We start from the raw sequence: 26,376 nt of genomic DNA on the forward strand, positions 1-26,376 counted from the left end.
GCGAGATGTTTCTCAAAACAGCCGGAAGTTTCGTGCCATATATCGAAGCTTGATGGAATATTGTTCGCAAAAACGCTTCGAGCCCATCCTTGGGTCGCTCGCAAAAGATATCCCTATCTTTTGAAGTTTTGCTCACAACATTTCCATCAACCTTCTCGGCAATTTTATTGCTGGTAGAATTGAGCCCTCTATCTGTTTTGTCACATCATTGCAAATGGTTGCAGCAAAACAATTGTTAAGGAAAGGTGGTTGGGAGTGTTTTTTGCAAAACGTCCAATCGGTAGGGATACCGTTTGAGAGCGGGCCATGGATGGCCTTGCAGCGATTTTGCAAAAAATTTCGCAACCAGCTTGACCTTCTATGGCACCATTGTAAAGGCGCTAAAAAGGAACACTCATTAAACTGCCGAGCACTGAATATAGAAAACCATGCTTCGAGTGGGCTTGCAGGCACGGTATTTATGGCTTAATGATTTTGAGCATATTGCACTAGCCTTGCAGTGACTTTCAAACACTACCATGTTCGTTATATGGTGGCTTGATTGCACATTACACACCACAACAGATATAATCCCCGCATTTCCAGCAAACAAAGAACATCCATGACTTCACAGTTACCGCAAAACTTGCAAAAAAACATAGAACAAATGGTTGCATTAGCACTATTTGAAGATCTAAATGGTACAGATGCCAGTAACGATATTACCGCGCAATTAATCCCAGCTGAGCAACAAGCAAAAGCTCAGGTTATAAGCCGTGAAGATGCAATATTTTGTGGAAAAGCATGGGTGCTTGAAACTTTTAAACAACTCAATCAACCAGTTGAAATAGAGTTTTTAGTAGAAGATGGCGACAAAGTTAGCAAAAATCAGCCACTTTTCATTCTAACCGGTTCAGCTCGTGCCATTTTAACTGGCGAGAGAACGGCACTAAACTTTGTGCAAACCTTGTCGTCAACAGCAACGATTACCCACGAATATGTGAGTAAAATTGCACATACCCAAACAAACTTGCTGGATACACGCAAAACCATTCCTGGTTTAAGGCTTGCGCAAAAATACGCAACAACTTGCGGTGGTGGTAAAAACCATAGAGTTGGTTTGTATGATGCATTTTTAATAAAAGAGAATCATATAGCGGCAGCTGGTTCAATTGAAAATGCAGTTAAACAAGCAAAAATAATAGCACCGGGCAAACCAGTTGAAGTGGAAGTTGAAAACAACAACGAGCTGCTACAAGCGTTAAATGCAGGCGCGGATATTATTATGTTGGATAACTACGCACCTGCAGATATTCCAGCGGCAGTAGAAATAAACAAAAATCACCAAACACCGGCGAAAATTGAGGTTTCTGGCGATATTACGTTAGAAACTATCGCAAGTTACGCGCAGCCAGGGGTCGATTTTATCTCAAGTGGTGCACTGTCAAAACACATCAAAGCACTCGATTTATCCTTACGAATCATAGGATAGGCATTAATCGAGCAATTTTCAGGCTTAAACTATGGTTTAAGCCAAGCAAACTGGGTACAATACGCGGTCATTTTTCCCGTTGGTTAAATTTTGGGCGATATTTAAATGGGCAAAAAGCTATTTATTAAAACTTGGGGTTGTCAGATGAACGAATACGATTCGCAAAAAATGGCGGATCTATTAGACTCAACCCACGGATACACACTTGCTGAAGAAGCAGAAGACGCAGATGTTATCCTCCTAAACACATGTTCAATCCGTGAAAAAGCACAAGAAAAAGTGTTCCACCAATTAGGTCGTTGGAAAGAACTAAAAGACAAAAATCCTGAGTTAGTTATAGGTGTTGGTGGCTGTGTTGCTTCGCAAGAAGGTAAAGCAATTCGTCAGCGTGCACCATATGTAGACATGGTATTTGGTCCACAAACTTTACACCGCTTGCCAGAAATGATTAACCAAATCAAAGCGGGTGATAAATCAGTTGTCGACGTAAGCTTTCCAGAAATTGAGAAGTTCGACCGTTTGCCAGAGCCGCGTGCTGAAGGGCCAACTGCTTTTGTATCTATAATGGAAGGTTGTTCTAAATACTGCACATTCTGCGTAGTGCCTTACACTCGTGGTGATGAAGTATCACGACCAGTGGATGACGTATTATACGAAATTGCACAATTAGCTGAACAAGGTGTACGTGAAGTAAACCTATTAGGTCAAAACGTAAATGCATTCCGAGGTGAAAACTTCGATGGCAGTATTTGCCACTTTTCAGAGTTATTGCGTTTAGTTGCATCTATCGATGGTATCGACCGAATTCGTTATACCACATCACATCCAGTAGAATTTACCGACGACATTATAGAAGTTTATAAAGACTTACCAGAATTGGTAGATCACTTGCACTTGCCAGTGCAGTCAGGCTCTGATCACATCTTAAACTTAATGAAACGTGGTCATACTGCAATTGAATATAAGTCAAAAATTCGCAAGCTTAAGAAAATTCGCCCTAACTTAAGCATGTCGTCAGACTTTATTATCGGTTTCCCAGGTGAAAGCAAAGAAGACTTCAAAGCGACAATGGACTTAATTGCCAGCATAGGCTTTGATATGAGCTTTAGCTTTATCTACAGTGCACGCCCAGGTACACCAGCCGCTGATTTACCTGATGATGTAACCGAAGAAGAAAAGAAAGAACGTCTATACTTATTACAGCAACGTATTAATCAGCAATCATTACAAATTGCGCGTGGCATGTTAAATACCGAACAAAGAATTTTAGTAGAAGGCCCATCGAAAAAGAATCCAATGGAGCTTTGTGGCCGTACTGAAAATAACCGAGTAGTAAACTTTGAAGGTCCACACACTTGTATCGGTAAATTTGTTGATGTGAAAATTGTTGACGTATGGTCAAACTCATTACGCGGCGAATTTATTCGCTCAGAAGAAGAAATGGGTTTACGTGTAGCAACTGCACCAGCTGAAATTTTAGCGAAAAAACAAGTTGCAGTAGACGAAACAGGTGTGGGTGTATTTAACCCAAGCTTGTAATTGAACAAACAAATAAAAGGATAACTCTTGAGTAGCCAGTTAGAATCGATCGAAGTATTTTTAGAACCAGCCGACAGCTTTCGTTTAGCAAGTTTGTGTGGCCCGTTTGACGATAACATCAAACAAATTGAACGTCGTTTAGGAGTAGAAATTACCTATCGCGACAACCAATTTAAAATAACTGGTAAAAAAGATGTGGTAGTGCCTGTCGCAGGTTTATTACGTGACTTATACGTAGAAACACAAATTGTAAAAGGCAAAGCCAGTGAACTTGACTCAGAACAAGTTCACCTAGCTATTCAGTCACTTAAAGTACTTGAGCAATCAAGTGACGACGACGAAATTGGCAAAGAAAGTTTTATCAAAACTAAGCGTGGGGTAATCAAACCGCGTAACCCAAACCAAAGTAAATACGTACACAATGTACTGACTAACGATATTTGTTTTGGTATTGGCCCAGCTGGTACAGGTAAAACCTACTTAGCCGTTGCCTGTGCGGTAGATGCGCTAGAGCGCCAAGAAGTGCGCCGCATATTATTAACCCGCCCAGCGGTTGAAGCCGGTGAAAAACTCGGTTTTTTACCAGGTGATTTAAGCCAAAAAGTCGATCCATATTTAAGGCCACTTTACGACGCCTTGTTTGAAATGCTTGGTTTTGAAAAAGTGGAGCGCCTAATTGAACGCAGCGTTATCGAAATAGCTCCACTTGCTTATATGCGTGGCCGTACCTTAAATGATGCTTTTATTATTTTGGACGAAAGCCAAAACACCACAGTAGAACAAATGAAAATGTTCTTAACCCGTATTGGTTTTAACTCAAAAGCTGTGATCACAGGCGACATCACCCAAGTTGATTTACCGCGTGGGCAAAAGTCTGGTTTGCGTCATGCAATAGAAGTTTTAGAAGGGGTTGAAGACATCAGCTTTAACTTTTTCCGATCACACGATGTAGTGCGTCATCCAGTTGTGCAGCGAGTGGTAGATGCATATGAGCGTTGGGATGAAATAAAACAGCGTGAACAAAAAGCGAAAAAAGACAATGACGCTTGATGTCTCACACATTATGTTAGATCTTGATTTACAAATTGCTTGCGAAGGTGAGACACCGACTGAAAGCGAATTTGTAAAATGGGCCCAGGCGGCATTAATTGAGCGTGGAGATGCGCTTACTGAAATGTCTATTCGTTTAGTCAACGAAGACGAAAGCCAAGATCTAAACAATACCTACAGACACAAAAACAAACCAACCAATGTATTGTCGTTTCCATTCGAAAATCCACCGGGAATTGAATTACCGTTAATTGGTGATTTAGTGATTTGTGCTCAAGTAGTTAGGCGCGAAGCCGAAGAACAAAATAAACCACTAACAGCCCATTGGGCGCATATGGTGGTACATGGCTGCTTGCATTTATTAGGTTACGACCATATAGAAGACGAAGAAGCCGAAACAATGGAAAATTTAGAAAGACGAATTTTGTCGCAATTAGGGTTTGACGACCCATACAAAAGTGACGAAACTATTGATCCCTAACAGAATGAGAAAAAAGCTAACATGAGCGAAGACAATCCTCACTCTAGCAACGGTTCTTCTGGTAAGTCTTGGTTAGATAAACTAGGACAAATGTTTGCAGGAGAACCGCGAAGCCGTGAAGAATTACAGGAAGTTTTTGAAGAAGCCGCCGAGCGCGCTTTAATAGATAACGACACCAAGGAAATGATTGAAGGTGTAATGGACATTGCAGAAATGCGTGTTCGTGATGTGATGATCCCAAGATCGCACATGGTTACCATAGAAAGATCACAACCAGTCGAAGAATTCCTGCCTATCATGATTGAATCTGCGCATAGCCGTTTTCCGGTTATATGCGAAGACAAAGATCATGTTGAAGGCATATTACTCGCCAAAGACTTACTCGCTTACGTTTACCACAATGGCTTTGAAAACTTCAGCTTTAACGAATTATTGCGTCCAGCTGTGGTTATTCCAGAAAGTAAACGCTTAGACATATTGTTAAAAGACTTTCGTAAAGAAAGATACCATATGGCAATGGTTGTAGATGAATTTGGCAGCGTGTCGGGATTAGTCACCATAGAAGATATTTTAGAGCTTATTGTTGGTGAAATTGAAGACGAACACGACATTCAAGAGCCAGAAGACATTCGTAAAGTCACAAGTTACGTATACGCGGTAAATGCCTTAACTGAAATTGAAGAATTTAACGACTTTTTCAAAACTCAGTGGCAAGCGGAAGACGTAGATACAATAGGTGGTTTGGTTATTCAAGCGTTTGGCCACTTACCGACTAAAGGTGAAGCGATAGAAGTAAACGGCTATAACTTTAAAGTTGTCAGCTGTGACGGACGTCGAATTAACCAACTACAAATGACCATTCCACGTGACAACGAGGCAAATAAGGAAGTAACCGCTTAATGCAATTAAATGCTAAATGGCAAAGTTTACTGCTATTTGTAGCTGGAGGCTTCGGCACTTTAGCATTTGCGCCTTTTTCACAAGCTTGGCTGATTTTTTTATTGTTACCTGGCTTGTTTTGTTTATGTTTTAACGCATCAACTAAACTTGCAGCAGCGTATGCATTTAGTTTTTCACTCGGCTGGTTTGGATTTGGTTTAAGCTGGATTTATGTCAGCTTAGACGAGCATGGTGGTGTGCCTGTTGTTGGCTCAATTGCAATGATTTTATTGCTTGCAGCCTACCTATCTATTTTTTTTACTGCCGCAATTAGCTCAACTCGTTACCTAATGCGCTACAATGCTTGGGCCATTTTATTGTTACCCGCTTTGTGGTGTGTGTGTGAATGGTTACGCAGTTTTATTCTGACAGGCTTCCCTTGGTTGTCGGTTGGATATAGCCAAATTGATACTATGTGGGGGCAACTAGCACCGATAATTGGTGAAACAGGTATTAGTTTAGTTGTGGTTACCCTGAGTTTGTTGCCCGCTGTATTAAGAACTCTTAAAAAGGTCAGCCGCACACAAACAATTGCTGTTGCACTATTACTGACAACCATTACAGCTACAAGTCAGCACTTTCTAAAAATTGCTAATTCTTCGGTATTACAAACTTCGGTTAGTCAAACAATGACCACTAAAACGGTAAACTTAACTTTAGTTCAAGGTAATATCGCGCAAGAAAACCGTTGGCAACCAGAGTATTTATGGCCGACTATGCTTAAATATCAAGACATTAGCCGACCCTATTATTCGCAAAGCGATATCGTTATATGGCCTGAAGCTGCCGTACCAGCCATAGAGCCAAACGCGCAAGAGTTTCTCGTTAATTTAGACAAAGCGGCAAATTACAATAATACAGCTATAGTTACAGGTATTATTGACTACAGGCCATATTCAGGCGCCTTTTTTAACAGTTTAATTGTATTGGGACAAAAGCAAGCCGAAGCTGGTAATGCTAGTTATTTTCATGGCCACGATAACAGATACAATAAACACCATTTACTGCCAATAGGCGAATTCGTCCCTTTTGAAGATTGGCTGCGCCAACTTGCGCCAATATTTGATTTACCATTTTCATCTTTTACCCGAGGTGATTATATTCAGCATGATTTAGTCGCCAATGGTTTTCACATCACGCCAGCAATTTGTTATGAAATTCTCTTTCCGACTCAAGTTAGAGACAACCTAACAGAGCAAACCGATTTTATTTTAACCGTGAGTAACGATGCATGGTTTGGTAAATCGCACGGGCCACATCAGCATTTAGAAATTGCGCGAATGCGTGCGCTTGAACTGGGTATTCCGGTAGTACGTGCAACCAATACCGGCATTACCGCTATAATTAATGCCAAAGGTAAAATAATTGCACAAGCCCCACAATTTGAGCAACACGTGCTCACGCACAAATTGCCGATAATTCAATACCCAACTATTTATAAACAATTTGGCGACTGGCTCGTTTACTTGTGTTATCTACTGAGTATTATTGCTGTTTTGGGGTATTTATTGCGCAAAAAAAGTTGCCAGCAACAGGCTACAGAGCAAGGGTAAAATATGACAAACTTTAATTGGGGCATAATCGGCCCAGGACAAATAGCTAATCGATTTGCGGGTGCACTAGCAGCAGATTTTGTCGGAAACCTATATGCAGTTGGCTGCCGCAGCAAGCAACGTGGTGAAGCGTTCTCTCAAAAATACGGTGGGCAAAAGGTTTATACCAACTATCAAGACTTAATAAACGACAAGCAAGTAGATGCAGTATATATAGCCACCCCACATAATTTTCACTTCGAGCTAGTAAAAAGCTGCCTTAAAGCCAAAAAGCCCGTGTTGTGTGAAAAACCGCTCACAGTTACAGCAGCACAAACAGCTGAACTAATTGAGTTAGCCAAGGCCAACAACACCTTTTTAATGGAGGCCATGTGGTCGTTATATTTACCTGTTTACCAACAAGCGAACAAATGGATAGCTGAAGGCAAAATTGGCGACATTGAACTTATCCGCTCAACTTTTGGTTTTAATATACCCAAAGACGACCCAGAAGATAGAAACCTAAACCCAAACCTAGCTGGCGGCGCACTACTAGATCGCGGCGTATATTGTGTGGCAACCGCCCAATGGTTTATGCAAGAAAAAGCACAAAACATACAAGCAATGGGGACAATAGGTGAAACTGGTGTCGATTTAACCAGCATGGCAAACTTAGCCTACTCGAACAACAAATTTGCCCAATTTAACACCAATCTAGTGTGTAAAACCGAAAACAACCTACATATCTACGGCAGCAAAGGCCGCATAGAAATTAGCAGCATGTTTTGGGAAAGCGAAGAAATAACCCTATACACAAATGAAGACAACAGCAAACAAACGCTAAAACTACCATTTTCGGTAAACGGTTTTGAATACGAAATAGCAGAAGCGGAAAAGTGCATTAAAGCGGGTAAAATACAAAGCGACGTGGTAACCCATGAGTTTACCTTAAATTCAATGCAAACCATGGACGAAATATTAAGGCAGTTGCGCTCATAGCAGGGATAGTTATCATTCAAGTTCTTCCTGCTTTTGCTGCAAATACTCAATTACGTCTAAATTGTCAACGCGATGATAAATCTCCTCAACTGATAAAGTTAAGTTAATAGATTCAAAGTGAATTTCATCACCTAAAAAATAATTGGTATGTCGCCAATCGTCACTTTTACGAAATACAGCAACATCTACATAATCTTGTTCAATAATCACGTACTCTTGCAGAGTAGGGATATTGATATATTCCATTCGTTTAATTTGTTCGTCCGTTTTACGTGTAGACTTAGATATAACTTCAACTAGAATAGTAGGTGTTTCAGTTGCATAACTATCATTTATGTAATTGTTGTCACACACAACCAAAACATCAGGGTAACGATAATTCCCTAAAGGCGTTTTCACCTTCATATCAGACATATGCGCTTCACACTTTGAATTGTAAAGGTGGTTGCCAAAATTTCTTAAAACATTGCCACAAATCCTATTGTGATTAGCACTCGCCCCAGCCATTGCATAAACTTGGCCATCTACAAATTCGTGTTTAATGTCACTAACCAATTCACCTTGCAAATATTCATCTACAGTTAAAGTACTTGGTTTGCTAACAACAGACATAAATTACCCCTTAAATTCTTCAGACTTTGCTCAACAAAGGCTGTCATGTGCTCATTTTGCACGCGATAATAAATTTCCTCAACCGCTACTATTAAAATTTAGCTAATACCAGTAAGCAAAATTTGCGATACTTGTACATACATAAGTTAAAACCATCACAATATACCGCTTACCGCGAAAAATTAATTCGCAACCATTCATAGTTTTGTTATATTAGCGCGCTATAAACAACGCCTACAAAAGAACATACAATTATAAGTGTAAAAAAGCACACATAGGCGTTAAACGAGTTTACAGTTATTAAAAAACAATTTAGCAAAATGTTAAATTGAAGTTTCGGATAGGGAAAAAGAAAACATGAAGCAGTTCATGCTTGCCAAAATTTTCGCTTTAGCAGCTGGTATTACCTTGGTACAAACCACCTACGCAGCAGCGCCATCACAAGAACAAATCGCACAATTCAAACAACTGCCAAAAGCACAACAACAAGCTTTAGCCGCGCAATATGGTATAAACCTAAACGAAATAAACCAAAGCGTAAATAGCGAAAAAGTAACGAATCCAAATGTAGTTGACGCCCGTTCAGTAGACGACGCAGTAGTAACTGAAATAGACAAAGGCGTATCTAGCAGCACAGGTTTAGCATCTGAGGGCGATGCTAAACAGCAAGGCAAAAAAGCTCGCGTATTAAAACCATTTGGTTACGAATTATTTGCCGGCAGCCCATCCACCTTCGCTCCTGCAACCGATGTACCTGTGCCATCAGAATACGTAATAGGCCCAGGCGATACAGTAAAAGTACAATTGTTTGGTAAAGAATTTAAAAACTACGAACTAGCAGTAGACAGAAACGGCAGCATAACCATGCCAGAAACTGGCCCAATGCAAGTAGTAGGCATGAGCTTTACCGAATTTAAAAACTTTATAAACCAACAAATAGAACAAAAAGTAATAGGTGCAAAAGCCAATGTAACTATGGGCGCATTACGCTCAATACGTGTATTTGTATTAGGTGAAGCATACAAACCAGGTGCTTACACAGTAAGCAGTTTATCTAGCATTACCCATGCGTTATTTGTGTCGGGCGGGGTAACTGAAGTAGGCTCATTACGTAATGTACAACTTAAACGTAAAGGCAAAGTAGTTACCACATTCGATTTATACGACTTATTACTAAAAGGTGACACAGCCAACGACACCAACTTATTACCGGGCGACGTAGTATTTGTGCCACCAGTAGGTGCAACAGTTGGGATAGATGGTGAAGTAAAACGCCCAGCAATATACGAATTAAAAGGTGAAGAAACGGCAGACGAACTAATCAACCTTGCCGGTGGATATTTAGCAACCGCATATCCAAAAGCATCAAAAATTGAGCGTATCTCTAAGCAAGGCGAACGCACAGTAATAGACCTAGACCTCACCCAAAATAACCGCAAACAGCAAAAGCTCACCAATGGTGACGTAGTCCGAGTATATTCAATACTCGATTCTCGCGAAAATGTCGTCTCAGTTAATGGCCACGTACAACGCCCAGGTGCATTTTCATGGCGCAAAGGTTTACGGGTAAGCGACTTAATCAACAATATTAAAGACCTAAAAGCAGAACCCGACTTAATGTACTCAATAGTGGTGCGCGAACATCAACCACTGCGTACCATAAGCGCAATGCAATTTTCGATAGGTAAAGTATTAGAAAACAGTAATAGCGCCGACAATATCAAACTACAACCGCGTGATCGCGTATATATATTTGGTGCGAACCAGTCACGTGAATTAGCTGGGGTATTAGCACAATTACGCTCGCAAGCTCGTGCAACCGAACCAGCAAAAATAGTTTCAATTACAGGTAATGTTGAATTTTCTGGTAGTTATCCGCTTACCAATAACATGACGGTAGAACAGCTACTGCAAGCCGCATACGACTATAAAATTGATACCGACTTAAAATTTGCCTTATTACAACGCCGCAACCGCAACCCTAAACGTACTTGGTTCGAGCAAATAGATTTAACCAGCGGCAGTACCAAAAACATTCAGCTAAAAGCAGAAGACAGATTATTTGTATTTTCAAGTAACAATACACGCAGCGAACAAATTGGTGATTTAGCCGGTGCATTATTAGAGCTACAACAACAAACACGTAATGGCGAACCTGCCAATATTGTACAAGTAACAGGTAATGTAAAATTTCCGGCGTACTTTCCATTAGCAACAGATATGACAGTAGGCGACCTATTATTAGCCGCACACGACATTAAACTAGAAACCGACCTAGATTACATGTTGCTAAAACGCCGCAACTACCAGCTAGACAGATTTGAGTTTGAAACCTTGAGCATGCGCAATGCACAAGACTTAAGCTTAAAACTACAGCCACAAGACAAACTATATGTCTTTGCCCAAAACGCATCGCGCGCTGCAGCAATAGGCGACTTAGTTGCACAAATAAAAGCGCAAAATAATAAACAAAACCGTGAGTTATTGGTAAATATAAATGGTGAAGTACGTTTTCCAGGTACTTACCCGCTTTCATCAAACATGACAATTGCCGAGCTAATAGATGCTGCAGGTGGCTATACAGAAGCCAGTTATTTAAATGAAATGAATATCAGCCGCTTTGACTCAAACTTAATTGACTCATCTGAATTTATATTAGAAACCATAGACCTAACCACAACCAGTATTGAAGAATATCAACTACAACCACGCGATACAGTACTAGTTAAAAAAATACCAGAATGGCGTGACCACGAAACAGTTACCTTAATGGGCGAATTTAAGTTCCCAGGTAATTACACTATCAATAAAGGTGAAACCTTAGCTCAGTTAATACAGCGCGCTGGCGGCTTTACTGATGATGCATTTTTAGATGCCTCAATATTTACCCGCAGTTACTTAAAAGCGAAAGAACAAAAACTATTAGATGAAGCTGAGAAAAAACTACGCCGTGAATTAGTTTCAACGCAAATTAATTCTGGCGAAGCCGGTAATGCAGACACCATTCTAGCCTTGTTAGACCAACTGCAAGCTGCTCAAGCGACCGGCCGTATGATAATAAACCGCGACCAGTTATTAGATATTGAAGAATCGGTACAATTACGTGATGGTGACGTATTAATAATACCTACGATAAACCAAGCTGTATCAGTAATTGGTGAAGTGTACGCACCAACTGCACAAATTTATAAATCTAGCTGGAATTTAGAAGATTATGTTGCAGCCGCAGGGGGTTATAACCAACTGGCTGAGCGTTCAGATGCTTACATAATAAAAGCGAATGGCAGAGTAGTTTCAAACATTGGCTGGTTTAGTTTTGATGACGCAGTAGAGCCAGGCGATACCATAGTTGTGCCAACAAATGTAGACCCAGTACCTGCGCTTACAATATGGAAAGAAGTCACTGGTATTATATACCAGTCTACTGTTGCAATCGCAGCTGTAGCAGCGTTGTAAAGCCTCTTGGGGAAAGAATCGATACTTATTAGTCTGTTGCGGCTCGTAGAAAGGCAATTAAATGAAAGATAATGAACATAAATTAAATGAAATGGAAGCGCGGTTGAAATTGTCCACAGAAACTGAAAAAAAAATGGAAAAACAAGAGAAAGAGGTCGATCTTTTTGCCCTGCTCGAGTTCGTTTGGACAGGGAAGTTGTTTATCATTGTGGTTACAGGCCTTTTCTTTTTCTTTGCAGTAATCTACTCTCTATCTTTGCCAAATTACTACAAATCAGAAATGATACTAGCTTCCTCTCAGGTTGAAAGTGGAGGAGGACTTGCAAGTATGTCGAATAAACTTGGTGGGCTGGCATCTATAGCTGGGATAAGTATGGGAAGTGGGGACTCAGCTCGTATTTCTCACGCTGTCGAACTACTCAAGAGTCGCCCTTTTCTTGAGAACATGATTATTCAACAAAAGCTTAAACATTTGCTGTTAGCAATAGAAGAGTGGGATAATGAAACAGGGGGGGTAGTATATCACTCAGAACTGTATGACAAAGACAATGAAAAGTGGGTTGAAGGTAAAGAGCCTAGTGATTGGGAAGCTTACTTAGCTTTAAATCAACTTTTAATCGTGGATATGAACGGTAAAACAGGGATGATAAAAGTTTCCGTTGAGCATCAATCTCCGAAAGTGGCTGAGCAAATTTGTAGAATTCTATTGCGAGAGGTCAATTTATACTTTCAGAACAAAGATATATCAAATGCGCAGAAGAACATTGATTATTTGAAAGATAAAATTACTGAGACAGAGGTAGTAGACATGCAGTCTGTTTTTTATAGTCTCATAGAAAGTCAACTAAAAACACTAATGTTGGCAGAAGTAAGTAATGAATATTTATTGCAAGCAGTAGTTGCACCAATGGTTGCCGCTCAAAAGAGCGGACCAAACCGAACAAGTATTGTAATGGTTGGCACTTTTCTTGGTGGATGTCTTTCAATATTGGTGCTTTTCGGTCGCAAGTTTTATGAAATTAAGGCTTTAAAAAAATCATAGAGTGACAAGTGTAAGGGGAATGATATGGCAACGTTAGCAATTATGACTGCTCGAGGGGGCAGTAAATCTGTAAAGAACAAAAATACTATGAAATTTCATGGTAAACCTCTTTATGCTTACAATTTAGAGGCTGCTCTCAAGTGTGAGAAGATCGATAAAGTGGCTGTCACTACGGATATCGGAGAAATATTAGAACATGATGGAAGTCAGTACTTGCCTATCCCAAGACCAAATGAACTCTGTGGCGATAACGCATCTCACCACGAAACTATGGTACATGCGTTAAACTTTTGTGAGAAAAAATTATCAAAAACTTTTGATACCGTGATCGTGCTTTTAGGTAATAGCGTTGGGGCTTGTGAGAAGTCGTTAGCTGAAGCCATTGATATACTTGAACAGTCTGAGTATTTGGATTCTGTAATAAGCGTTTCAGAGTTCAATATGTTTAATCCGTTTAGAGCTTATAAAATATCAGCAGATGATCGCTTGGATACAATTGTCCCACAGGACTTTATTAAAAGCTCTTTGCTCCATAAGAACAGTAATGATAAAAAATCTGCGGGCGATGTGTATTTTTTTAATGGTGCGTTTTGGGTTATTAGACGCTCGGCTTTATTAAGTAATGAAGGATTACTACCTTTCCCTTGGTTAGGTAAAAATATTCACGCTTACAAGCAGGATGTTTTTATGGAAGTAGATGCACCCTGGCAAATAAAATGTGTAGAGGAGGCTATCAAAAATGCCTAAAGTACTTGTATCAACAGTTCCGTTTGGTAGTGACACCAAGCTCCCTTTGGAAATGCTTGAAGCAGCGGGAATCGATTACGAAATTAATAAATATGATCGTAAACTTACTAAAGAAGAAATGGAAGAGTACTTAGCTGAATTTGATGGTTTAATTGCGGGTACTGAAATAATTAGTGAGTTGGCAATAAGAAACGCTAAACGGCTTAAAATTATTTCTAGAGTTGGAATTGGACTTGATGGAGTTGACTTGCTTGCGGCTAGAGCTAATGATGTGAAAGTTACTTATACTCCAGATGCACCAGCCCCCGCGGTTGCAGAATTAACTATTGGGTTGATTTTGGGGTTGATTCGAAATATTCATGTAAGTAATCATGAATTGCATTCGAAAGGTTGGTTTCGACATTTTGGCCACAGGGTTCCTGATTTGACGTTTGGTATCATCGGTGCTGGTCGGATTGGTGAGCGAGTGTTACGTCGATTGAGTGCTTTTGGTACCCCTCGATTTTTGGTAAACGATTCGGAACACAAGCCTCATTTAGATCGAGAGTTTAAAATAGAGTGGGTTTCTAAGGACAAGCTTTTAGCAGAATCTGACGTAGTAACAATCCACGTCCCCCTTACCAAAAACTCTAAGGGGATGATTGGGTTGAACGAATTGAAGAAGATGAAGGAAAGCGCATATTTGATAAATACAGCGCGAGGCGGTATTGTCCAAGAGGATGCTTTGTATGAAGCTCTTTCTAACAATGTAATAAAAGGGGCTGCAGTAGATGTTTTTGAACAAGAGCCATATTCAGGTCCATTGTGTGACTTAGAAAATGTGATACTTACAGCTCACATGGGCTCTATGTCTCGAGATTGTAGAAATCGTATGGAAATTGAAGCTACACAGGAAATTATCAACTTTTTCAACGGGGAAAAACTGAACCAACCTGTTCCGACTCAGGAATATGCATTGAGAGAAGACTAGTAGATGAAATTTACGGATGTAATTTTTGATTTTGATGGAGTTTTGTCAGATACAGTTCCTCTTAAAGAAGAAGCTTTTGTTCAAGCTTTAAAGGACTTGCTGACTACCGCGGAATCTATCGAGAAAGTGAGGCAGCTTCACAGGGAAAATGGTGGTGTCCCTCGGTTTAATAAGCTAAAAATAATGCTCAAAGAACTTGATGCTGGGCATTCGGAAGAAAGCGTGGATTTACGTGTTTCCATGTACAGTGCAGCCCTAAAAAATATGCTTAGTGGGGCGGTAATTGAGGAAGAGTGTTGTAGTGTCATTGCTAAGTTAGCAGAGAACAACGTCAGGTTGCACATTAATAGTGCGGGAGACAAAAGTGAAATAGAAGCGTTTTTGGCTCGATTTGACTTATTACCGTATTTTACTCGTATTTTGGGAAACGAAAATTCAAAAAAATCTAATATACGCAGTATTATGGAAGAATTTGAACTAGATAATAGTTCAGCGTTGTTCATCGGAGATTCTAACGAAGACTTATTAACTGCGGAACACTTTGATGTGGCTTTTGTTAAGTTTGAACGGTATGGAAGTAACATAACGTCCACTAAATATCCAAGTCTCAAAACTTTTTCAGCGCTCTATAGCTTTATACTTCCGAATTCTAACGAACACTAAGGTTATTTGAATCTATATGAAAATTGTTATGTTTTCTAGTCCGTTGCATTTTTTGGTGGCCAATTTAGTAAATCAATTGACAGATGAAGAAGTTATCGGGATTTATATTTTATATCAAGAGGATAAAACGGATTCTTTTCATAGAATTTCCAAATGTTTTGAAAAAAAACTCTCTTATGTGGTTAGCCTTAATGACATCAGAACGCAGCTTGATTTAAATAACTTGGAATTAGTGTTTAGTAATCGCTTTGATAAACACCAGATTTCTATTTATAGAACCCTCAAAAAATTAGGGAAAGTGCGCGTATCTTTTATGGAAGAAGGTATGTCTATATATCTTAAAAAAGTGCATTTTTTACGGGGGAGTGTTTTAAGTGAATCTCTGGATGTTGCTAAAAAGCTGGTGAAGATAGCTTTAGGTAGAGACGAAAGAGTTATTGCGATGAAGCGCTTTATACGGGGATATACTTTCAACGTTGCGGAAATTCCCGGGCTTTCGAGCACATGCGAAATAATTGATTTAAAAAGCGCTTTCTTGTCTAAGTGCCGGTGTGACTTAAAATACCCTGAAAAGTCAATTGTGATTCTCTCCCAGTGGTTTGTGGCTAAACGAATTTTAACTATTGAGGAAATGGTTGAATATTACAAAGTCGTTTCTAAATCCTTTCTTGATAAGGACGCCACAGTGTATTTTAAGCCTCACCCATGGGATCCCCCTGAGCTAACAGAATCGGTAATTAAGGAGTGCGGTTTTGTTAGGTCTTTGGACGACTATCTGCCAATAGAAATACATTTACTGAACAATCCTCAAATCCAACTTTATGGCTTTTGGACGTCTGCTCTATTTTATACTTCAGCAATGTTGAGTAATAATGTTTATTCATTGTTTGGACATCTTAGCACCCACTTTGATCTACCTGAGCTGACATACCAATATGAGTTAGTTAAAGATATAGTCAGTGCGTCAGGTGTAAAGGAGTTGTCTTGAATTGCTGTGTTGGGTAATTCAGAGAAGGCCAATATGGTAAATAGTCTGTGATATATCTATTGTCTGCAAGAGCAATTACGTTCTTTTTAAATGCAATTACATTAGTCATCTTAACGAATTTTCTTGCTCCAGATGTTTTGGGCGGCTTTTTATTTTTGGTGGGTGTTTTACTACCTCTATCCGCTTTGGCTAGATTAGGTTCCAACAACTTAGTGATAAAAGATTTGGCTTCAAAGCATTGCACTGTGAATGATTGCAAATGGGCCTTTGAACACTATAATTTTTTTGTATTTGTTCTCAGCCTATTTATTTGTTTAGTTTTACCATTCTTAAATTATTCCTATTCATTTATTGAAATAGTATCTTTAGCGCTAGGTGTATTATTTCGGCCATTTTATGTGCTAGAAGCAATCTTTATTGGTACTCAAAGAAACATGAGCCTAGCACACCTTATTGTTTTGAATGCTACTAGTACTTCAGTAGTAAGAGCTGCAATTTGTTACTTTTCCCCTAGTCTAATTTGGTATTCTTTGTTAATTGAAGCTGTAATTATTGTGTTTGGAGTCTCCTTACTATACCGCGTCGAATTTGTTATGTATTTGAAGTCGTTTAAATTTCGGTTTTCGCTAGACAAAGATAAGCTATTTCTGGGGTTGCCATTTGGAGGTTCTGCCATTTTAATGTTGGCTAACAATAGGATTGACCAGGCAATGGGAAGTTCTTTTTTAACTAGTCTCGAATTCTCTAACTATATGCTTTTCACTAACTTGTGTGGGGTTTTGGGCGTTGGCGTTTTCACACTATCTCAATATTACACTCCAAAAATTATTCAGCAGAATAATGACGCTGGTATAGCCAAACTAGTCAAGCAGCTCTGTTTACTAACTTTCTGTCTTGCTTTTCTAGTTTGGGGGATTTTGGCTGTAGGAGGTTCTAAAATTGTAGATGCAGTTTTTCCACCATCATATCAAGCTGTTTCCAGCTGGGGTGAATATTTCAGCCTGTATTTGGTTTTGCTAGTATGGAGTCAGCTCAATGGTATACTTTTATTGAAGATGGGATTGCAAAAATCTTTGGTGCAAAGGACTCTTTCCGCAATCGCAATAGGAATTCCATTTGGCTTATATTTAAATGCCCATATGGGCCTTGATGGGGCGATAGTGTACACTCTTCTATGTTTGTTTTTCAATGGAGTGTTAATGTATCTCGTTTTTCCTCAACTGAGGGTAATATTGACAGCAGGATGTAGGTATGCTTTTTGTAGATCACTCTAAACGGCGAAGTTTAAAAGCATTAAGTTGCTTATGTTGCGTAACTACTATAGCTTCTAGTGTAATGTCTCTTGATGGAGCAGCTCAGACGTTGTTCATTGAGCATGGTATTTTGGATATGGTGGAAGAATTTGCTCCAAAATTGATTTCTAACCTCACTAATGAAGATATAGATAAACTTAAAATAAAGTTAGATAAGGTAGGCTGTAGCGATTTTCCAGTCCAGTATCATAATTGGCTAATTTCATCTGATTTAAAAGAAAAATTAGAGATAGTGTTTACTTATGGGACCAAGTACTATGGATAATTATTATGACTTTATTATTGTCGGTGGTGGATTGTCCACTATTGCATTGTTGGATAGTTTAAAGAGTAACAAAAACTTTAGAATATGCGTAGTAGAAAGTGGATTAGAGTACCTATCTATCCCCCATCAAGAATTAAACCTTGAGGGAGACACAAATGCCAACTATTTCCCTTTGGCGTCAACTCGAATTCGCCAATTTGGAGGAACTTTAAACCATTGGTCAGGGGTTTGTGCAAGAATACCAAATCGCGAGTTGAGCCTATGGGGAGACACTGGTTTTACTGCGTACTATTCTAAAGCAGAAAACTTAATGGGAATAAGTAGTCTTGAATATAAAACACAGAAAATTGATAGTTTAGGTTATGTTGCTGAATGGATGTTAGCAAATCCAATGAAGCCAATTGAGATTGGTAAAGAATTGAAACAGAGTTTACCAAATGTTACATGGTATTTCGGTAAGACCGTAACCAAAATCGTACACGATAACATTTCAGTAAAAGGCGTTGAAGTTTCTGACCTAAACGGAAATGTGCAATCTTTGCAGGCAGCAAAAATAATCTTGGCTGCCGGAGGTATAGAAAACCCTAGATTGTTGATGCAAAGCAATTTTGACAATATAGAGGAAACTCCTGTGGGGCAATTTTTTTGCGAACATCCCCATGGGGAACTTGGTTTTATTACGCCTAGTAAAAAGGGTAAAGACTTTATTGGTAAATACTTTAAATCTAACGCTAAGGGCTTTTCTGGTATTGAAGTCCCCAACGGAGATGGTAGCTTTTCTGTCGGTTTTTTTCTTACCCCGCATGAACATCAAATGAAGTATGACAAAATATCGGTACAATTTTCTCGACTTAAGCAGTTAATAAGTACAACTGGCATAGACAAAACTGCATTGTTACAAGCTGGGGAAATACTTAAGGCTCCATTAGAAACTGTTAAATTTTTATCTGAACGTTTTAGGTTGAGAGATGTTTATACTGTCAAGTTTATGTCCGCTCAAAGCTTATCTCTCGGCAATAAATTATCCCCGTCACAACGAGTTGATAGGTTATCAAAAGAAAGAATAAATTTAGAATGGAGTGTTGACGAGTTGGATAAACGTTTTATAACCGAAGCATGTACTAATTTTGCGAATTTTATCGTGGAACATGGTTATGGTTCTGTCAGATTACATGATTGGCTGATCGGAAGGGACGTAGAGCCGCACACATTTGTTGGCGGGTTTCATCATATGTGTACGACGAGGAAAGGTAAGCTTAACGGGGTGGTTAATAGTAATAATGAAACGAATTTTGTTAGAAATTTATTTGTCTTAGGAAGCTCGTGTTTTGAACGACCTAGTTATGTTAACCCATCTTTAACGATCGCAGCGATGTCTTATGAGTTTGGCCAAAAAATTATTGATAATACTATTTAGTGGAATAATTGCTCTTGCTGTTTTTATTCTGTGTATTCAGGAAGATACTCAATTTTCAAACGTTGAAAATTGCATGTCTCGTTTGGAAAGTACTCCTTTGTTTAGCGAGTATAACTTATACTGTGGTAGCTGTCATACTCGAGGGGCTATGGGGGCGCCTCGCCTCGGTAGGTATAAAGATTGGAACGACAGAACGGAACATTCAAAGCTAGTGCCTAGTTATAGGGCTTTAGCTGGAATTGGGCGAATGCCAGCAAAGGGGGGGAACCATCATTTATCTGACGAAGAATTTTTGGCAATCTCTAATTTTCTAGTATCAAGCGTTGAAATGTGTAATGAATATTAAATGTTTAATTGGCACAATTATTGAATTTTGTTGGAATAATGTTATTACGTTTGTTCCTAGCAGAAAGGTTAGGTGTTTTTTTGCACATGTTTGTTTTGCTAAATTCGGTAAAAACTGCTTCCTGGGTATTGGCTTTAAGGTTAAGGCTCCATGGAAAGTTCACCTTGGCGATAGAGTTGCTTTGAATTCGGGGGTATTTATTGATGGCCGTGGTGGTTTAACTATCTGTAGTGACACTGATATCGCGACCGGAACATTAATATGGACTATGGGGCATGATCCTCATAGTGCTGGAAATCCTTCATACACGTCTCAAAAAATGATTGGAAAAAATTGCTGGATTGGTGCTTGTTCACAAATACTAGTCGGTGCTGATGTTGAAGATTTTGCGGTCGTTGGGGCTGGAGCTATAGTTACGAAGACTGTCGGGCATGGCGAGATTTGGGTGGGGAATCCGGCCAAAAAAATTGCAAACAGAAGGTGTACTGAGCATTATCAGCTAGACTATAGGCCGTTTTTAAAATGACATCAAAGCTTTTTTATTACCCACATAACCAGAATTATAATAGTTATTCAACGTCATTGAAAAGTTGTATTGAACACGTTGAAAAAAATACTTCAGAAAGTTTGACTGACTTTTTTAGTTTTAAGTATTTTTTAAAGCCAAAGAAAATCGTCTTGAATTGGTTTGAAGATTACCCTTTTGATGGTAATAGGCTGAAATTTAAAAGGCTACTTGTGTTTGTTATTTTTGTATTATGCTTTTTAGCACCATATAACCAAATTATATGGGTTAGGCATAATTATTCACGGCATAATGGAAAGGGCTTCATTCGTTTAATTTCGTTGATCTTAGGGAAATTATTGTCCATCGTTGCAAGTAGACGAGTAGTTCTTAGTAAGAAATTTGCTCAAAAAAACAAATCTTATTCGTATTTACCACATATCAAATATGGCTCCTTCAAAAGCACTGAAAGTTGCTCTAACGATTTATATAATTTTGCGTTGGTCGGAAAACTAGAGCCTAGAAAAAAAATTGCCACATTATTGGAGTTTTGGCCAAGTCATTTACCTTTGTATATTGCTGGAGAATGTGACTACCAATATAGAGAAAAGCTTGAGTCCATTATAGAGTCCAGAAGGCTTACTAAAGTAAACTTAGATATTCGCTGTTTGTCGATTGAAGAATATGAATGCGTCCTTGAGCAAGCCCAATGTATTTTGAATATGCATGGAAATTCCACAAATATTGTATCGGGTTCGCTCATTCACGCACTGTCTCGCCGTAAACACGTAATTTGCATGGCTACTGAATACAGCAAAGAATTAAGTATGTTTCTTCCTAGCGCCATAACCAATATCCATAAGATGGAGGAACTAAAAACACTAGACTTTAAAGATAAGTTATTTTCTGACCTAGACTGGCAGGTTTTTCAGGAACATTTTGGCCGAGTAAATCAACTTAAACACCTAGAGGTAATTTTGTCTAGCAAAAAACGTAGTGTTTTAGAAGGATTATAAAATTTCTATGGCTTTTTCTGATGGTTTTGAAGTTTGGTACTTTGTTTTTGTATTTACCCAAGTTCTTTTGGTTTTCTATATATCTTACTTTTTTAAGAGAGTATCTAACTTATTTTCGGTCATGACCATTTTATTTTGGATTAGCTATCAATATCCTATTTTGTTCTACCTAGATATTATTGAATTCCAAGCCAATATTACGCTTGTAGCTGAAAAGTACGTTGAGTCTGCTTTTTATTATTCAATGTTGTTTAAGTTGTCTTTTGACTTTGCATATGTTGGTTGGATGAAGCTCAGAAAATCTAAGCCATCATTTAATAACGGGCACGGTCTTAATATTAATTTTAGTCGGAAGTTTAAAATATCGTCGTCATGGATTTTCTTTGTGTTAGTTGTTGCGGGTACCTGCTTAATTCTTGGTCTTAAAGGAAACCTATTGGCTCTTTTTGCTCCACCGAGTCGCTTTTTTGGTGAAGAAACATTACTAAATATATACAAAATTTTTAGTCTACTGGCTTTACTCATGGTGTTGTACAGACACTACAATTATCGAAAAAATCATATATTATTATTTGTTGCTTTGATTTTAGCTCTCGCATATTCAATGGCTATTTTCAGTAGAGCTGTTGTAATTCCGTTCGCTCTGTATTTCGTTATGAGATTTATATACTCTTCTAGTGGTTGGAAACAGTTTTTAACTATAGTAGTAACTGGTATTGTCTATTTTAACGCGATTTATGGAAGAGGTGCTGAGCTTGGTATAATTAACTTTTTTGCTAGTATAATTGAGCTAATACCAGTAATCCCAGATCTTACCTCGTTTGTCATGGCTACCGTTTCTGGACAAGCAACATTAACACTAACACTGTCTGGTGTAGAGGAAGGGCAAATTCGACTGCCAACAAATGTCACTCAATTTTTGCTCTATATATCACCAATCCCTTCATTCCTTCTGGATACTTCAAAATTTTACGCTTACCAGTCTTTAACCCCCCACTTTGGTTTTCCCATTGGTATCAATACTGATCTGGTAGGCGAATCAATACTATGGTTTGGCTCCGGATATTTTTGTTTTGGTGCTGCGCTTGGTTTGTTATTCAGTTTTGTTGATGGTCGGCTTGATAAAGCGAAGGTTTATCATTTGTTATTTTTCGCATGCTGTGTTTTTTCTGGCTTGTCCTCGGTCGCGTCAATTCGAGCTGCGAGTCGATTTATTATCTATGCGTTTGTTTTTATGTGGGGATGGAAATTTGCAGCGTTTTTAACCTCTATTGCTCGGAAAAATGGAGAAAGTCGTAAAATATGTTCCTAATTTTGCAACCTTGTATTCCCAAATATCGGCTACCTTTTTATCAAAAAGTAGCGGAGTTGGCACCCAAGTTAATCAAAATATTGTCATCTGACTTTGATGCCGATGGGCTTAAATCCGTCGCTACTAATAGTAGTGGAATCGAATTTGAGTACTGCTTGAAAGAGCACAGGCTATTTTTTGGAAAATTGTTATGGCAGCAAGGCATTCCTTTCAAGTCATTGAATAATTATCAAGGTATAGTCATAACTGGTAACCCAAGGTATTTATCAAATTATTTGGTTTTGCTCATTTGCAAACTCAAAGGAAAACCGGTGTATTGGTACGGGCAAGGGTGGTCAGCAAAAACTTCAAACCTGTCGTTTAAAATTCGACTGTCAATTATGAAATTGTTTGACGGAGTTATCTTGTATACAGAATCCGACTTTGAAAAGGTTAGAGAGCATTTTTCGGATTTGAGTAGGTTAACCTATTTGAATAATGGGCTTGACTACAATAGCATTCAGAAAAATTTAAAAATTGCATTGGAAGAACCCACACCTTTGAAAGTTGCCAGGGAAGACCAACTAAACTTGGTATTTATCGGGCGTATCAATGAAAAATCAAATTTATTGTTTGTATTGAAGGCCCTACAAAAAACGGATTTGCCTATACACTTTACTATTATTGGAGACGGTGAACTTTTAGGTGCTTGTGAAAATCTCACGTTTCCAAGTTCTGTTAGTGTTGAATTTACAGGGGCTTTGTATGAAGAATCTCACATTGCGAAGCATTTAGCCCATTGTGATTTTTTTGTTTATGGTGGGGCTGTAGGACTAAGTTTGATACACGCGTTTAGTTATAATGTTCCGGCTATAGTTCATTCAAACAAGAAAGAACACATGCCTGAAATTGCCGCATTAACAGAAGGTGAAAACGGATTGTGCTTTGAAAAATTAGATATGCAAAGCTTTTTAAATACCCTTTCTAAAGCATTTAGTGTGAAGACAGCAGGCGAGCTATCACGTTATAAAGCTAACTCGGGGAGAGTGGCCAAGGAAAAATTCAACGTGAACTTTATGGCATCACAATTAGTCGATTTTTTAGAGAGGTCACCTAGATGAAGTGTTTAAGAGTATGTGGATCCTACTACCCGGCAAAAAAAATGGGGGGGGCTGTAACAGCCGATTTTGGGTTGGATGCAGAGCTTGTAAAACGAGGTCACGAAGTTGAGGTGTTGACCACAAATGCGGGACTAGCGTCGTGCTACAAAAACAAAACCTTTGCCAGCGTACGCGTAAGCTACTTCAGCTATATGGGGCCTGTCAACTTCTCGATCTCTCCCGGAGTTGTTTTTAAGCTTTTGAAAAAATTGTGGGATATTAGGCGAAGTGCCACTGATTACAGGGTGTTTTACTCTGGTATTTGGAACCTCCCTTGTTTAATTGGACCTTCGCTCTGTCGATTCTTTGGTGTCCAATATGTGATAACTCCGCACGGCACCTTGTACCCAGAATTACTTAACGAGAAAAAGCAAAGGCTCAAAAGTTTTCTTATAAAGCACATTGTTCGCCGGAATCTTGCTGGTGCTAATTTTGTACATTGTACAGTTCTTAGTGAGAAAGTAGCCGTTGATAAGTTATGCGGCAGTAACGTTTGTACAGAAATTATCCCCTTAGGCCTTGAAATTGGCAAAGATAGTGCGAGTGAAATCTCTCATTTCAATATAAATAAATTTGAAAGAACAGTTGAAAATATTCTTTTTGTTGGGAGGGTTAATTGGAAAAAAGGACTACCTGTTTTGTTGGAGGCTTTGGCTTTAATGAAACGTGACGAAAAGAAAGTTAAACTTTCAATAGTTGGCCCAATTGATGAAGGGTATGACGATACTTTACGAAAGGTGGCACAGTCTTTCGGATTGATTGAGGGCGGCGATTTCGAGTTTCTCGGTGAAAAATATGGAGCCGAGCTGACTTCTCTATATAAGCAAGCAGATATCTTTGCATTAACTAGTATTTCGGAAAATTTTGGGATGACCATTTTAGAAGCTGCTTATAATGGTACTCCAATTGTAATGACTGAAGGAGTTGGTGCGAGCCAGTTTTTTTCTAATTTGGAATCCGCTGTCATAGTCCCGTACTGCGCTAAAGCAGTTTTTGAGGGATTAACTAGACTTTCTGAAGATCAAACTCTCCGTGAGAAAGTAGCAACAAAAGCTGCTTTAATTGCAAATAATATGACTGTAGAAAAAATGACGAGTGATTTTTGTTCAGTATTGGAGAAATCTACATGCTAACAGTTGTTATATTGACTTACAACGAATCTATACATATCGAAAGGTGCATTCGCTCGGTGCAAGCACCTAACGTCAGGGTGGTTATTGTTGATTCATTTTCTACCGACGATACATGTAATTTGGCTTGTACACTAGGTGCTGATGTTTACAAGAATAAATGGGTAAACCACGCTGTTCAGTTCAATTGGGCTCTAGATAATTGCAACATCGATACTCCTTGGATAATGCGCTTGGACGCTGATGAAACGGTTTCTCATGAATTAATGGAAGAGTTACAAAGTAGACTTAACTCTTTTGACACTGCAGTTACGGGGTTACAGGTTAAAAGAAAAGTTAAATTTATGGGACAATGGATAAAGTACGGTGATTATTATCCTATTTGGTTACTGAGAGTGTTTCGACGAGGTTATGGGAAAAGCGAGTTACGTTGGATGGATGAACATATTAAGGTTTCATCTGGTGATGTAGTAAATCTTGATAATGATATTACTGACGAAAACTTAAACTCACTCACTTGGTGGACTGAAAAACATAATAATTATGCAACAAGGGAAGCTGTCGATTTACTCAACAATATTTATAATTTTTTTGATTACGATGATATAAAACCTAAATTTTTTGGTAGGCAATTAGAAAGGAAAAGGTGGCTAAAGAAAAAATATGCACAATTGCCATTATTTTTTAGACCTGTGATTTATTTTAACTACAGATATTTTATCAAGGTGGGTTTTTTGGATGGCAGGAAAGGGTTTATATGGCACTTTCTGCAAGGCTTTTGGTACCGTTTTTTAGTGGACGCTAAAATTTATGATATCTATAGAATGGCTGGAAAAGACAAAAATGAAATCAAAAACGTCTTAAAAGAAATTTATAAAATAGATGTCGGTGGCTCAAATGGTTAATTTGTCACTTTATGATAACAGCGAGTACAAACCTGGTAGTAAAATTAAAATTTTATTCTGGATAGTAATTAGTCGTATATTTTTTGAAACGCGTTTTCCTGTACCTAATACCCTTAAGATAAAATTATTATTGATGTTTGGTGCTAGAGTAAAAAACACCATTGTATTGAAGCCATCTATTAAAATTAAGTATCCTTGGTTTTTAACTATTGGCGACCATGCATGGGTTGGCGAAAATGTTTGGATTGATAATTTAGCAAATATTACAATTGGCGACCATAGCTGCATCTCACAAGGTGCTTATTTGCTTACAGGTAACCATGATTATACTAAAGAAACGTTTGATTTGTTGCTAGGTACTATAGATATATGTAACGGTGCATGGGTAGGAGCAAAAGCTATTGTGTGTCCAAATGTGACTATCGGAACGAATGCAATATTAGCCGCCGGATCTGTGGCGAACAAATCACTTGAAAATGATTGTATATACCAAGGCAACCCTGCGGTGTTTAAACGGAAACGAACTTTTAAGTAATTTA

25 protein-coding genes are annotated in these 26,376 nt (G+C 38.6%); 24 read left to right on the forward strand and 1 reads right to left on the reverse strand.

Annotation, left to right across the window (positions count from 1 at the left end):
• The first annotated feature begins 601 nt into the window (after window positions 1-601).
• The 7 genes from nadC to WSC_RS0100705 all read left to right on the forward strand — a co-directional run bounded on the left by nadC (window position 602) and on the right by WSC_RS0100705 (window position 8,011).
• Window positions 602-1,471, forward strand: coding sequence for a carboxylating nicotinate-nucleotide diphosphorylase (nadC, locus tag WSC_RS0100675; RefSeq protein ID WP_016953986.1), 870 nt, complete (start codon window positions 602-604; stop codon window positions 1,469-1,471).
• Window positions 1,472-1,576: 105 nt separating this feature from the next.
• Window positions 1,577-3,010 (forward strand): tRNA (N6-isopentenyl adenosine(37)-C2)-methylthiotransferase MiaB, encoded by a 1,434-nt coding sequence (miaB, locus tag WSC_RS0100680; RefSeq protein ID WP_016953987.1) that lies wholly within the window; start codon window positions 1,577-1,579, stop codon window positions 3,008-3,010.
• Between the two features lie 27 nt (window positions 3,011-3,037).
• The gene (locus WSC_RS0100685; protein ID WP_016953988.1) at window positions 3,038-4,060 is read left to right on the forward strand and encodes a PhoH family protein; all 1,023 of its coding nucleotides are present in this window, start codon (window positions 3,038-3,040) and stop codon (window positions 4,058-4,060) included.
• On the forward strand, window positions 4,050-4,541 hold the full coding sequence (gene ybeY, locus WSC_RS0100690; RefSeq protein ID WP_016953989.1) for an rRNA maturation RNase YbeY: 492 nt from the start codon (window positions 4,050-4,052) through the stop codon (window positions 4,539-4,541). The genes WSC_RS0100685 and ybeY overlap by 11 nt, the downstream gene beginning before the upstream one ends.
• A 21-nt stretch (window positions 4,542-4,562) precedes the next feature.
• The gene (corC, locus tag WSC_RS0100695; RefSeq protein WP_016953990.1) at window positions 4,563-5,441 is read left to right on the forward strand and encodes a CNNM family magnesium/cobalt transport protein CorC; all 879 of its coding nucleotides are present in this window, start codon (window positions 4,563-4,565) and stop codon (window positions 5,439-5,441) included.
• Complete coding sequence (gene lnt / locus WSC_RS0100700; protein WP_016953991.1) at window positions 5,441-7,033, forward strand: apolipoprotein N-acyltransferase; 1,593 nt, start codon at window positions 5,441-5,443, stop codon at window positions 7,031-7,033. Before corC ends, lnt begins: the two co-directional genes overlap by 1 nt.
• 3 nt (window positions 7,034-7,036) lie before the next feature.
• Complete coding sequence (locus WSC_RS0100705) at window positions 7,037-8,011, forward strand: Gfo/Idh/MocA family protein (protein ID WP_016953992.1); 975 nt, start codon at window positions 7,037-7,039, stop codon at window positions 8,009-8,011.
• A 12-nt stretch (window positions 8,012-8,023) separates the two neighbouring features.
• Here WSC_RS0100705 and WSC_RS0100710 read toward each other — a convergent pair whose 3' ends face one another.
• Entirely contained in the window at window positions 8,024-8,623 is a 600-nt protein-coding gene (locus WSC_RS0100710) for a Uma2 family endonuclease (RefSeq protein WP_016953993.1), read from the reverse strand.
• A gap of 357 nt (window positions 8,624-8,980) precedes the next feature.
• On the opposite strand from WSC_RS0100710, the gene WSC_RS23790 reads away from it, so the two are divergent.
• The 17 genes from WSC_RS23790 to WSC_RS0100795 all read left to right on the forward strand — a co-directional run bounded on the left by WSC_RS23790 (window position 8,981) and on the right by WSC_RS0100795 (window position 26,372).
• Complete coding sequence (locus WSC_RS23790; RefSeq protein WP_016953994.1) at window positions 8,981-12,079, forward strand: SLBB domain-containing protein; 3,099 nt, start codon at window positions 8,981-8,983, stop codon at window positions 12,077-12,079.
• Window positions 12,080-12,140: 61 nt separating this feature from the next.
• Entirely contained in the window at window positions 12,141-13,121 is a 981-nt protein-coding gene (locus tag WSC_RS21510) for a Wzz/FepE/Etk N-terminal domain-containing protein (protein ID WP_016953995.1), read from the forward strand.
• Between the two features lie 24 nt (window positions 13,122-13,145).
• The gene (locus WSC_RS23795; protein WP_016953996.1) at window positions 13,146-13,868 is read left to right on the forward strand and encodes an acylneuraminate cytidylyltransferase family protein; all 723 of its coding nucleotides are present in this window, start codon (window positions 13,146-13,148) and stop codon (window positions 13,866-13,868) included.
• Window positions 13,861-14,838, forward strand: a complete 978-nt coding sequence (locus tag WSC_RS0100730; RefSeq protein WP_016953997.1) for a phosphoglycerate dehydrogenase — start codon at window positions 13,861-13,863, stop codon at window positions 14,836-14,838. The genes WSC_RS23795 and WSC_RS0100730 overlap by 8 nt, the downstream gene beginning before the upstream one ends.
• Before the next feature lie 3 nt (window positions 14,839-14,841).
• Window positions 14,842-15,501, forward strand: a complete 660-nt coding sequence (locus WSC_RS0100735) for an HAD family hydrolase (RefSeq protein WP_016953998.1) — start codon at window positions 14,842-14,844, stop codon at window positions 15,499-15,501.
• A 76-nt stretch (window positions 15,502-15,577) separates the two neighbouring features.
• The gene (locus WSC_RS0100740; RefSeq protein ID WP_237716257.1) at window positions 15,578-16,489 is read left to right on the forward strand and encodes an alpha-2,8-polysialyltransferase family protein; all 912 of its coding nucleotides are present in this window, start codon (window positions 15,578-15,580) and stop codon (window positions 16,487-16,489) included.
• A gap of 59 nt (window positions 16,490-16,548) precedes the next feature.
• Window positions 16,549-17,763, forward strand: coding sequence for a lipopolysaccharide biosynthesis protein (locus tag WSC_RS0100745; RefSeq protein ID WP_157447144.1), 1,215 nt, complete (start codon window positions 16,549-16,551; stop codon window positions 17,761-17,763).
• Complete coding sequence (locus tag WSC_RS0100750; protein WP_157447145.1) at window positions 17,741-18,067, forward strand: hypothetical protein; 327 nt, start codon at window positions 17,741-17,743, stop codon at window positions 18,065-18,067. Before WSC_RS0100745 ends, WSC_RS0100750 begins: the two co-directional genes overlap by 23 nt.
• The gene (locus WSC_RS0100755; protein WP_016954002.1) at window positions 18,060-19,484 is read left to right on the forward strand and encodes a GMC oxidoreductase; all 1,425 of its coding nucleotides are present in this window, start codon (window positions 18,060-18,062) and stop codon (window positions 19,482-19,484) included. Before WSC_RS0100750 ends, WSC_RS0100755 begins: the two co-directional genes overlap by 8 nt.
• Window positions 19,485-19,557: 73 nt before the next feature.
• Window positions 19,558-19,830, forward strand: coding sequence for a c-type cytochrome (locus WSC_RS25555; RefSeq protein WP_420170083.1), 273 nt, complete (start codon window positions 19,558-19,560; stop codon window positions 19,828-19,830).
• Window positions 19,820-20,356 (forward strand): acyltransferase, encoded by a 537-nt coding sequence (locus WSC_RS21525; RefSeq protein ID WP_016954004.1) that lies wholly within the window; start codon window positions 19,820-19,822, stop codon window positions 20,354-20,356. The genes WSC_RS25555 and WSC_RS21525 overlap by 11 nt, the downstream gene beginning before the upstream one ends.
• Entirely contained in the window at window positions 20,353-21,351 is a 999-nt protein-coding gene (locus WSC_RS0100770) for a glycosyltransferase family protein (RefSeq protein ID WP_016954005.1), read from the forward strand. Before WSC_RS21525 ends, WSC_RS0100770 begins: the two co-directional genes overlap by 4 nt.
• A gap of 7 nt (window positions 21,352-21,358) precedes the next feature.
• On the forward strand, window positions 21,359-22,663 hold the full coding sequence (locus WSC_RS0100775; RefSeq protein WP_016954006.1) for a hypothetical protein: 1,305 nt from the start codon (window positions 21,359-21,361) through the stop codon (window positions 22,661-22,663).
• Window positions 22,654-23,763 (forward strand): glycosyltransferase, encoded by a 1,110-nt coding sequence (locus WSC_RS0100780; RefSeq protein WP_016954007.1) that lies wholly within the window; start codon window positions 22,654-22,656, stop codon window positions 23,761-23,763. Before WSC_RS0100775 ends, WSC_RS0100780 begins: the two co-directional genes overlap by 10 nt.
• The gene (locus WSC_RS0100785) at window positions 23,760-24,935 is read left to right on the forward strand and encodes a glycosyltransferase (RefSeq protein ID WP_016954008.1); all 1,176 of its coding nucleotides are present in this window, start codon (window positions 23,760-23,762) and stop codon (window positions 24,933-24,935) included. The genes WSC_RS0100780 and WSC_RS0100785 overlap by 4 nt, the downstream gene beginning before the upstream one ends.
• A complete protein-coding gene (locus WSC_RS0100790) occupies window positions 24,929-25,837 on the forward strand; it encodes a glycosyltransferase family 2 protein (RefSeq protein ID WP_016954009.1) in 909 nt (302 codons plus the stop codon). Before WSC_RS0100785 ends, WSC_RS0100790 begins: the two co-directional genes overlap by 7 nt.
• Window positions 25,830-26,372 carry a WcaF family extracellular polysaccharide biosynthesis acetyltransferase gene (locus tag WSC_RS0100795; protein WP_016954010.1) on the forward strand — a complete coding sequence of 181 codons (543 nt, stop codon included), beginning with the start codon at window positions 25,830-25,832 and terminating at the stop codon, window positions 26,370-26,372. Before WSC_RS0100790 ends, WSC_RS0100795 begins: the two co-directional genes overlap by 8 nt.
• The last annotated feature ends 4 nt before the right edge of the window (window positions 26,373-26,376 follow it).

It is taken from the genome of Catenovulum agarivorans YM01, from assembly GCF_000281085.1.
GTDB lineage: Bacteria > Pseudomonadota > Gammaproteobacteria > Enterobacterales > Alteromonadaceae > Catenovulum > Catenovulum agarivorans.

Excerpts from the sequence above, each read along its gene's own strand:
- lnt (WP_016953991.1), top strand. The coding sequence starts at position 5,441 with ATGCAATTAAATGCTAAATGGCAAAGTTTACTGCTATTTGTAGCTGGA.
- WSC_RS0100705 (WP_016953992.1), top strand. The coding sequence starts at position 7,037 with ATGACAAACTTTAATTGGGGCATAATCGGCCCAGGACAAATAGCTAAT.
- WSC_RS0100730 (WP_016953997.1), top strand. The coding sequence starts at position 13,861 with ATGCCTAAAGTACTTGTATCAACAGTTCCGTTTGGTAGTGACACCAAG.
- WSC_RS25555 (WP_420170083.1), top strand. The coding sequence starts at position 19,558 with ATGTCTCGTTTGGAAAGTACTCCTTTGTTTAGCGAGTATAACTTATAC.
- WSC_RS21510 (WP_016953995.1), top strand. The coding sequence starts at position 12,141 with ATGAAAGATAATGAACATAAATTAAATGAAATGGAAGCGCGGTTGAAA.
- WSC_RS0100775 (WP_016954006.1), top strand. The coding sequence starts at position 21,359 with ATGGCTTTTTCTGATGGTTTTGAAGTTTGGTACTTTGTTTTTGTATTT.
- WSC_RS0100790 (WP_016954009.1), top strand. The coding sequence starts at position 24,929 with ATGCTAACAGTTGTTATATTGACTTACAACGAATCTATACATATCGAA.
- WSC_RS0100780 (WP_016954007.1), top strand. The coding sequence starts at position 22,654 with ATGTTCCTAATTTTGCAACCTTGTATTCCCAAATATCGGCTACCTTTT.
- WSC_RS0100710 (WP_016953993.1), bottom strand. The coding sequence starts at position 8,623 with ATGTCTGTTGTTAGCAAACCAAGTACTTTAACTGTAGATGAATATTTG.
- corC (WP_016953990.1), top strand. The coding sequence starts at position 4,563 with ATGAGCGAAGACAATCCTCACTCTAGCAACGGTTCTTCTGGTAAGTCT.
- nadC (WP_016953986.1), top strand. The coding sequence starts at position 602 with ATGACTTCACAGTTACCGCAAAACTTGCAAAAAAACATAGAACAAATG.
- miaB (WP_016953987.1), top strand. The coding sequence starts at position 1,577 with ATGGGCAAAAAGCTATTTATTAAAACTTGGGGTTGTCAGATGAACGAA.
- WSC_RS0100755 (WP_016954002.1), top strand. The coding sequence starts at position 18,060 with ATGGATAATTATTATGACTTTATTATTGTCGGTGGTGGATTGTCCACT.
- WSC_RS0100735 (WP_016953998.1), top strand. The coding sequence starts at position 14,842 with ATGAAATTTACGGATGTAATTTTTGATTTTGATGGAGTTTTGTCAGAT.
- WSC_RS23790 (WP_016953994.1), top strand. The coding sequence starts at position 8,981 with ATGAAGCAGTTCATGCTTGCCAAAATTTTCGCTTTAGCAGCTGGTATT.
- WSC_RS21525 (WP_016954004.1), top strand. The coding sequence starts at position 19,820 with ATGAATATTAAATGTTTAATTGGCACAATTATTGAATTTTGTTGGAAT.
- WSC_RS0100770 (WP_016954005.1), top strand. The coding sequence starts at position 20,353 with ATGACATCAAAGCTTTTTTATTACCCACATAACCAGAATTATAATAGT.
- WSC_RS0100795 (WP_016954010.1), top strand. The coding sequence starts at position 25,830 with ATGGTTAATTTGTCACTTTATGATAACAGCGAGTACAAACCTGGTAGT.
- WSC_RS23795 (WP_016953996.1), top strand. The coding sequence starts at position 13,146 with ATGGCAACGTTAGCAATTATGACTGCTCGAGGGGGCAGTAAATCTGTA.
- WSC_RS0100785 (WP_016954008.1), top strand. The coding sequence starts at position 23,760 with ATGAAGTGTTTAAGAGTATGTGGATCCTACTACCCGGCAAAAAAAATG.
- ybeY (WP_016953989.1), top strand. The coding sequence starts at position 4,050 with ATGACGCTTGATGTCTCACACATTATGTTAGATCTTGATTTACAAATT.
- WSC_RS0100750 (WP_157447145.1), top strand. The coding sequence starts at position 17,741 with ATGCTTTTTGTAGATCACTCTAAACGGCGAAGTTTAAAAGCATTAAGT.